The organism is Micrococcus sp., from assembly GCF_030523875.1.
Taxonomy (GTDB): Bacteria; Actinomycetota; Actinomycetes; order Actinomycetales; family Micrococcaceae; genus Micrococcus.
The window spans coordinates 21,424-29,150 of the sequence record NZ_JAUNHR010000026.1 but is presented as its reverse complement, the minus strand read 5'-3'; the positions used below and the strand labels follow the sequence as shown (position 1 = coordinate 29,150).

Annotated in this window: 5 protein-coding genes; all 5 read right to left on the bottom strand. The window is 72.4% G+C overall.

What is annotated here, in order from left to right:
* Positions 1 to 235 precede the first annotated feature (235 nt).
* Entirely contained in the window at positions 236 to 2,455 is a 2,220-nt protein-coding gene (gene glgB, locus Q4D18_RS05290) for a 1,4-alpha-glucan branching protein GlgB (protein WP_303126364.1), read from the bottom strand.
* Positions 2,456 to 2,497: 42 nt separating this feature from the next.
* A complete protein-coding gene (locus tag Q4D18_RS05285) occupies positions 2,498 to 4,537 on the bottom strand; it encodes an alpha-1,4-glucan--maltose-1-phosphate maltosyltransferase (RefSeq protein WP_303126363.1) in 2,040 nt (679 codons plus the stop codon).
* 209 nt (positions 4,538 to 4,746) lie between these two features.
* Entirely contained in the window at positions 4,747 to 5,538 is a 792-nt protein-coding gene (locus Q4D18_RS05280; protein ID WP_303126360.1) for an ABC transporter ATP-binding protein, read from the bottom strand.
* A complete protein-coding gene (locus Q4D18_RS05275) occupies positions 5,531 to 6,493 on the bottom strand; it encodes an ABC transporter permease (protein ID WP_303126358.1) in 963 nt (320 codons plus the stop codon). Before Q4D18_RS05275 ends, Q4D18_RS05280 begins: the two co-directional genes overlap by 8 nt.
* Positions 6,494 to 6,630: 137 nt before the next feature.
* Entirely contained in the window at positions 6,631 to 7,608 is a 978-nt protein-coding gene (locus Q4D18_RS05270) for an ABC transporter substrate-binding protein (protein ID WP_303126356.1), read from the bottom strand.
* Between the last annotated feature and the right edge of the window lie 119 nt (positions 7,609 to 7,727).

Sequence of the window (7,727 nt, the reverse complement as noted above, 5' to 3'; positions counted from 1 at the left end):
CCGCGCCGCCCGTTTCACCGGACCGCGCCTCAGCACGAGAAAGAACTCTACACACCCTCCGCCCCCCGCACCAAATCGAGGGTTCCTCACGGACCTGCCCCCACCGCGGTGCCCACGTTTCCGCATGATCACGCGGCCGCGTGAGGGCCTCGCGCACTCCCTCCGCCCTGCCGCACCCCTCTGGAGGCAGTACTCCGCTCCGTGATGTCGATCACGAAGGGAGTGCATCATCCGGTCAGCCGACCTGCGGCTCCAGCCACAGGGTGGAGAGGGCCGGCACGTCCACGGTCAGGTACGCCGGCTGGCCCTGCCACTGACCGCTCTCCGCGCGCAGCACCTCCGGCTGGCGCGCCTGCTCCCGCCGGCCGTCACCGTGGAAGTCCGTGCTGTCGGTGTCCAGGACGACCGTCCACTCCCCCGCGCTCGGCACCCCCACCCGCAGTCCGTGGCGCATCGCCCCGGAGAGGTTGGTGATGTTCAGCAGGGGCGCGCCACCCTGCCCCTCCGCAGGGCGGCGAAGGAACACGAGGGTGTTGCCATCGGCGTCGCCGCCGTCCACCCACGCGAAGCCCTCGGGCCCATGGTCCGCGGACCACAGGGCCGGCTTGGCCCGGTACAGCGCATTGAGCTCCCGCACCGTCAGCTGCACCCCGCGGTGGGCCTCGTCCCACGACGCCGCCCAGTCCAGTCCGCGCTCCTCGGACCACTCCGTGGGCTGCCCGTACTCGCCGCCCATGAACAGCAGCTGCTTGCCGGGGTGCGCCCACATGTACGCGTAGTAGGCCCGCAGGGTGGCGAGCCTCTGCCGGTGGTCCCCCGGGATCTTGCCCAGCAGGGAGCCCTTGCCGTGCACCACCTCGTCATGGGACAGCGGCAGCACGTAGTTCTCCGAGTACGCGTAGGCCATGGAGAACGTCCACTGGTCGTGGTGCCAGCGACGGTTCACCGGCTCCTCGGAGAGGTAGGCGAGGGTGTCGTGCATCCAGCCCATGTTCCACTTCTTGCCGAAGCCCAGGCCGCCGGCGTCGACGGGGGCGCTCACGCCGGAGAAGGCCGTGGACTCCTCCGCGATCATCAGTACTCCCGGATGCACGCGGTACACGGTGGAGTTGACCTCCTTCAGGAAGTCGATCGCCTCCAGGTCATGGTTGCCGCCGTGCACGTTGGGGGTCCACTCGCCGTCCGCGCGCGAGTAGTCCCGGTAGAGCATCGAGGCGACGGCGTCCACGCGCAGGCCGTCCACGTGGAACTCGTCCAGCCAGTACAGGGCATTGGCCACCAGGAAGTTGCGCACCTGCGTGCGCCCGAAGTCGAACACGTAGGTGCCCCAGTCCGGGTGCTCGCCGCGCTGCGGGTCCGGGTGCTCGTACAGCGGGGTGCCGTCGAACCGGCCCAGCGCCCACGCGTCCTTCGGGAAGTGCGCGGGGACCCAGTCCACGAGCACGCCGATCCCGGCCGCGTGCAGGGCGTCCACCAGGTGCTTGAACTCGTCCGGGGTGCCGAACCGGGACGTGGGCGCGTAGTAGCCCGTGACCTGGTAGCCCCAGGACCCGCCGAACGGGTGCTCGGCCACCGGCAGGAACTCCACGTGCGTGAAGCCCTGCCAGGTCACGTACTCCACCAGCTCCTCGGCCAGCTCCGTGTAGGACAGCCCCGGCCGCCACGAGCCCAGGTGCACCTCGTAGATGCTCAGCGGACGCTCGTGCGGGTCCGTGGCGCGGCGCCGCGCCATCCACTCCGCGTCCGTGAACGCGTACCCGGACTCCAGCACGCGCGAGGCCGTGGCCGGCGGGACCTCGGTCCAGCGGGCCAGCGGGTCGGCGTTCTGCTGCCATGCGCCGTCCGCACCGAGGATCTCGTACTTGTACCGGACGCCGTGCTCCACCCCGGGCACCAGCAGCTCCCAGACGCCGGAGCCGCCGAGGGAGCGCATGGCGTGCGTCCGGCCGGTCCAGCCGTTGAAGTCGCCCACCACGCGCACGGCCCGCGCGTTCGGCGCCCACACCGCGAAGGACGTGCCCACCAGCGCGCCCGACGCGTCGCGGCGCACGCGCGCGCCGAGCACCTCCCACAGGCGCTCGTGCCGGCCCTCGCCGATCAGGTGCAGGTCCAGCTCGCCCAGGGTGGGCAGGTGCCGGTAGGGGTCGTCGTGGAGCTCGACGACGTCCTCCCCCGTCTCCCCCGGGTAGGTCACCTCGAGCCGGTAGTCGCCCGCGGCCACCCCAGCGCGGCGCGGCAGCGGGCCCGCGCCGGCGAACACGCCGTCCCGCTCGTGGGCCAGCTCGATCCGCTCGCCGTCCCCGTCCCGCACCACCGTGACCGTCCGGGCGAACGGGCGCAGCGCGCGGTAGGTGACGGCGGCGCCGTCGGGATGGGGATGCGCGCCGAGCACGTCGTGCGGGTGGGGGTGGCGACCCTCGGCGACGGCGGCGAGGACCTCGGCGTCGACGGTCAGCGGGGCGGGGGCGGGGGTGGTCATGGGTCTCCTGGGGGTCGCTCAGCCGCGGCGGACGACGCGGAGGACATGGGCGGGCTCGACCGCCGGGTGGAGGCGGACGTAGGGGTGCTCGTCCCAGCGCCACCGCTGGCCGCTGAGGAGGTCCTCGACCTCGAAGCGGCCCTCCTCGTCCCGGTCCTCGGGGCGCACGCGCAGGGCGGCGGCGTCCAGGTGCAGGGTCGCCTCCGCCACGCGGTGCGGGTCGCACGCGACGACGACGACCACCGTGTCCTCGGCCGGCCCGGCGTCCGTGACCTCCTCGGCCGCGGCGTGCCACCCCTCGGGGAGCGCGGAGCGGGTCTTGGAGTAGACGAGCAGCTCCGGGTGGGTGGAGCCGTGCAGGGTGAGGTTCTGCAGATCCCGCAGGGCCGGATGCGCCGCACGGATCCGGTTGAGCCGGGTCAGGTACGGGGCGAGGGACTCGCCCGCGGCCTCGGCGCCGGCCCAGTCGCGGGGACGGTACTCGTACTTCTCGTTGTCGATGTACTCCTCCGCGCCGGGGCGGGCCACGTGCTCGAACAGCTCGAAGCCGGCGTACACGCCGTACAGCGGGTTGGAGGTCGCGGCGATCACGGCGCGGGCGCGGAAGGCGCCCGGACCACCGTGCTGCAGGTACTCCGTGAGGATGTCCGGGGTGTTGACGAAGAAGTTCGGGCGGTAGAACCCGGCCGTCTCCGCGGTGATCTCCGTGAGGTACTCCGCCAGCTCCTCACGGGTGTTCCGCCACGTGAAGTAGCCGTAGGACTGCTGGAAGCCCACGCGGCCCAGCCCGTGCATCATGGCCGGCCGGGTGAACGCCTCGGCCAGGAACACGACGCGCGGCTCCACCGCGTGCACCTCGCGGATCAGCCACTCCCAGAACCACAGGGGCTTGGTGTGGGGGTTGTCCACGCGGAAGACGTGCACGCCCCGCTCCACCCAGCCCAGGACGACGTCGAGGACCGCCTGCGCCAGACCGTCCGGGTCGTTGTCGAAGTTCAGCGGGTAGATGTCCTGGTACTTCTTGGGCGGGTTCTCCGCGTAGGCGATGGAGCCGTCCACGCGGGTGGTGAACCACTCCGGGTGCTCGGCCACCCACGGGTGGTCCGGGGAGCACTGCAGGGCCAGGTCCAGGGCGAGCTCCATCCCGAGCTCGCGCGTGCGGGCCTCGAAGGCCGCGAAGTCCTCGAACGTGCCGAGGTCCGGGTGGATCGCCTCGTGGCCGCCGGCCTCCCCGCCGATCGCCCACGGGGAGCCCGGGTCCTGCGGACCGGCGGTGAGCGTGTTGTTCGGCCCCTTGCGGTGGGCCGTGCCGATCGGGTGGATCGGCGGCAGGTAGACCACCTGGAAGCCCATCTCCGCCACGGCGGGCAGGCGCTCGGCGGCGGTGCGGAAGGTGCCGGAGTGCCAGGTGCCCGTGGCCTCGTCGTGCCGGGCGCCCTCGGAGCGGGGGAAGAACTCGTACCACGCGCCGCGTCCGGCCAGCTCGCGCTGGACGTCCAGCGGGTACAGCTCGGAGCTGGTGACGTGCTCCCGGATCGGGCGGGCGTGCAGCACCGCGCACGCGTCCGCGGACTGGGCCGCGGCGAGGCGACGGGCGGGGATCGCCTGCGCGTCCGAGAGCCCCCGGACGACGTCGGCGAACACGGCGCGGTCCTCGGCGGAGCGCTCAGGGTCCTCGGCCGCGCGGCCGAACAGGGCGGCGCCCTCGTCCAGCATGAGCTCCACGTCCACCCCGGCGGCCAGCTTCACGGACGCGGCGTGCAGCCACGTGCCCACCGGGTCGTGCCAGCCCTCCACCACGAACTGGTGGGCGCCGACCTCGGCCGGACGCAGCGTGGCCACGAACTCGTCCAGGCCGGGCCGGCCCGGGCGCATGTGGACGCGCTGCACCTCGGCCCCGTCCGGGCCGAGCAGGCGGACCGTGGCGCGGACGGCGTCGTGGCCCTCGCGATACACCGTGGCGCGGACCGGGATGTCCTCGCCCACCACCGCCTTGGCGGGGAACCGGCCCTCCTCGATCACCGGCTGGACGCCCGAGACCGGGATCCGGCCGGTGATGGTGCTGCGGCGGACCTCCGAGGCCGCGGTGCGGTCCTGGTCCCGGACGCCCGGCAGGGCGCCGACGGTGCCGGTGTCGTCGGAGTGCTCGGTGCGGCTGGACTGCGGGGTCTTCGGCTTCGAGGTGCTCACCCCGCCGACGCTACCGCCCGAGCGGGTCCGACTGAATGCCTGACGCCTCCCGCGAGCGCCCGCACGGGTCCGGCGGCTCAGGAGAGCATGGTCTTGTCGTCCACCACGGCGCCCTTGATCCTGCCGAACTCGGCCAGCAGGTCCGCGGGGGTGGCCCGGGCCTTCTGTTCGGCGTCCAGCTCCAGGATGACGCGGCCGTCGTGCATCATGATCAGCCGGTTGCCCACCTCGAGGGCCTGGGACATGTTGTGCGTGACCATGAGCGTGGTGAGGCCGTGCTCGGCCACCACCTGCTCGGTCAGCCGCGTCACCAGCTCGGCGCGGGAGGGGTCCAGCGCGGCCGTGTGCTCGTCCAGGAGCAGGATCTTCGGCCCGGAGAAGGTGGCCATCAGCAGGCTGAGCGCCTGGCGCTGACCGCCCGAGAGCAGGCCCACCTTCGAGGTGAGCCGGTCCTCCAGGCCCAGCTCCAGCTTCACCAGCTCCTCGCGGAACACCGCCCGCCGGCCGCCGGAGACGCCCCGGCTCAGGCCGCGGGAGTGCCCGCGGCGCAGGGCCAGCGCCATGTTCTCCTCGATGGTGAGGTTCGGAGCCGTGCCCGCGGTGGGGTCCTGGAACACGCGGCCGATCCAGCGCGCCCGTCGGTGGTCCGCCATGCGGGTCACGTCCTGGCCCGCCACGCGGATGGAGCCCGCGTCCGGGGTGAGCTTGCCGGCGATCGTGTTGAGGATGGTGGACTTGCCGGCGCCGTTGGAGCCGATCACGGTGACGAAGTCGCCCTCGGCCAGGTGGAGGTCGATCCCCTGCAGGGCCCGGCGCTCGTTGACGGTGTTCGGGAAGAACGTCTTGCGGACGTCGTGGATCTCAAGCACGGGGGGCCTCCTGGGCGGTGGCGGCGGTCGGGGCGGCGTCGGCGGCGTCCCCGGCGGCGGAGGCGGCGACGGGCGTGTCCGCGGTCCTCGGGGTGCGCAGCGAGAGCCGGCGGGCGAGGCCGAAGCGGGGCAGCAGCAGCGCCGCCACCACGAGCGCGGCGGAGATCAGCTTCATGTCGTTCGGGTTCAGACCGGCGTTGAGGGCCAGCTGGATGATGAGGCGGTAGACCACCGCGCCCACGATCACCGCGAGGGTGGCGAGGAAGACCGTGCGGCGGCCGAAGATGGCCTGGCCCACGATCACGGATGCCAGGCCCACGAGGATCAGGCCGATGCCCATGCTGATGTCCGCGAAGCCCTGGTACATGGCCATCAGGGAGCCGCACAGGCCCACGAGGCCGTTGGAGAGCATCAGGCCGAGGATCTTCATGCGGTCCGTGGAGACGCCGTAGGAGCGGATCATCTCCTCGTTGTCGCCCGTGGCCTGCAGGGCCAGCCCCAGGTCCGTGTGCAGGAACCAGTCCAGCACCAGCTTGATGAGCACGACGCCGGCCAGCAGCACCAGCACGGAGCCGAGGTTCTTGGCCAAGCCGAGGTCCGCGAGGGAGCGGAACAGCGTGTCCTGCCCGAGCAGCGGCACGTTGGCCTTGCCCATGATGCGCAGGTTGATCGAGTACAGCGCGATCATCGTCAGGATGCCGGCGAGCAGGCCGTCGATCCGGCCCTTGGTGTGCAGCAGGCCCGTGACGAGGCCGGCCAGGCAGCCCACGACGAACGCGGCCAGCATGGCCGCGGCCACAGGGACGCCGTTCGTGATGAGCACCGCGGCCGTGGCGGCGCCGGTGGTGAACGAGCCGTCCACCGTGAGGTCGGGGAAGTCGAGGATACGGAAGGTGAGGTAGACGCCGAGCGCCATCACGGCGTAGATGAGGCCGAGCTCCACAGCGGTGATCATGGGGGTCCTTTCAGGCGGCCCGCGGGCCGGGGCGAGGAGGCGGGCCGTGGACCGGCCCCGAACGCGGCGGCGTCCGGGGCCGGTGCGGCACGGCGGGAGGGGACGACGCCGGCGCGCGCCGGCGTCGTCCGGGCGGGTCAGCCGCCGATGACCTCGTCGGCGCGGTCGACGAGCTCCTGCGGCAGCTCGACGCCGTACTTGCCCGCGGCCTCCTTGTTCACGACCAGCTCGAGGGAGTCCTCCGCGGCGAAGCCGACCGGGATGTCGCCCGGCTTCTGGCCGTCCTTGAGGATCTTCACGGCCATCTCGCCGGCCTGGCGGCCGTGCTCCTCGTAGTCGATGCCGTAGGTGCCCAGCGCGCCGCGCTCCACGGAGTCGGTGTCCGCGGAGATCACGGGCACCTTGTTCGCCTGGCCGAAGGCGATCACGGACTCGAGGGCGGACACCACCGCGTTGTCGGTGGGCACGTAGATGCCGTCCACGCCCTTGAGGGACTCCACGCCCTGCTGCACCTCGGAGGAGTTGGTGACCGTGGCCTCCTTGACCTCCAGGCCCAGCTCCTTCCCGGCCTCCTTGGCCTGGTCCACCTGGACCTTCGAGTTGGCCTCGCCGGAGTTCCAGACGATGCCCACGGTCTTGGCCTCGGGGTCCACGTCCTTGAGCAGCTGGAGCTGCTCCTTGACCGGGTTGCGGTCCGACATGCCGGTGACGTTGCCGCCCGGCTTCTCCTCGGAGGCCACGAGCTGCGCGCCCACCGGGTCGGTGACGGCCATGAACACGACCGGCTTGTCCGTCACCGCGGTGGCGGTGGCCTGGCCGGCCGGGGTGGCGATGGCGGCCACGAGGTCCACGTCCGAGGACGCGAAGGTGGAGGCGATCGACGTGGCGGTGCCCTGGTCGCCCTGGGCGTTCTGCTCGTCGAAGGTCACCGTGAGGCCGGCGTCGGTGAACGCCTCCTCGAACCCCTTCCGGGCGCCGTCGAGGGCCGGGTGGGACATCAGCTGGTTGACGCCGACCTTGTACTCCTTGCCCTCGCCGGCGCCGTCACCGCATGCGGTGAGGCCGAGGAGGGCGACGGCGAGGCCGGCGGTGAGACGGAGGGAGCGGTGCTTCATGGGATACCTCGTGGTCCTGGTGGGGATGCGGTCCACGGGGGCGCGAGGCCCCGTGCGATGCGCACCAGTGTGCGACGTGACGCGCGCCACACACAATGGTGACGCGGACATCGCGGAGG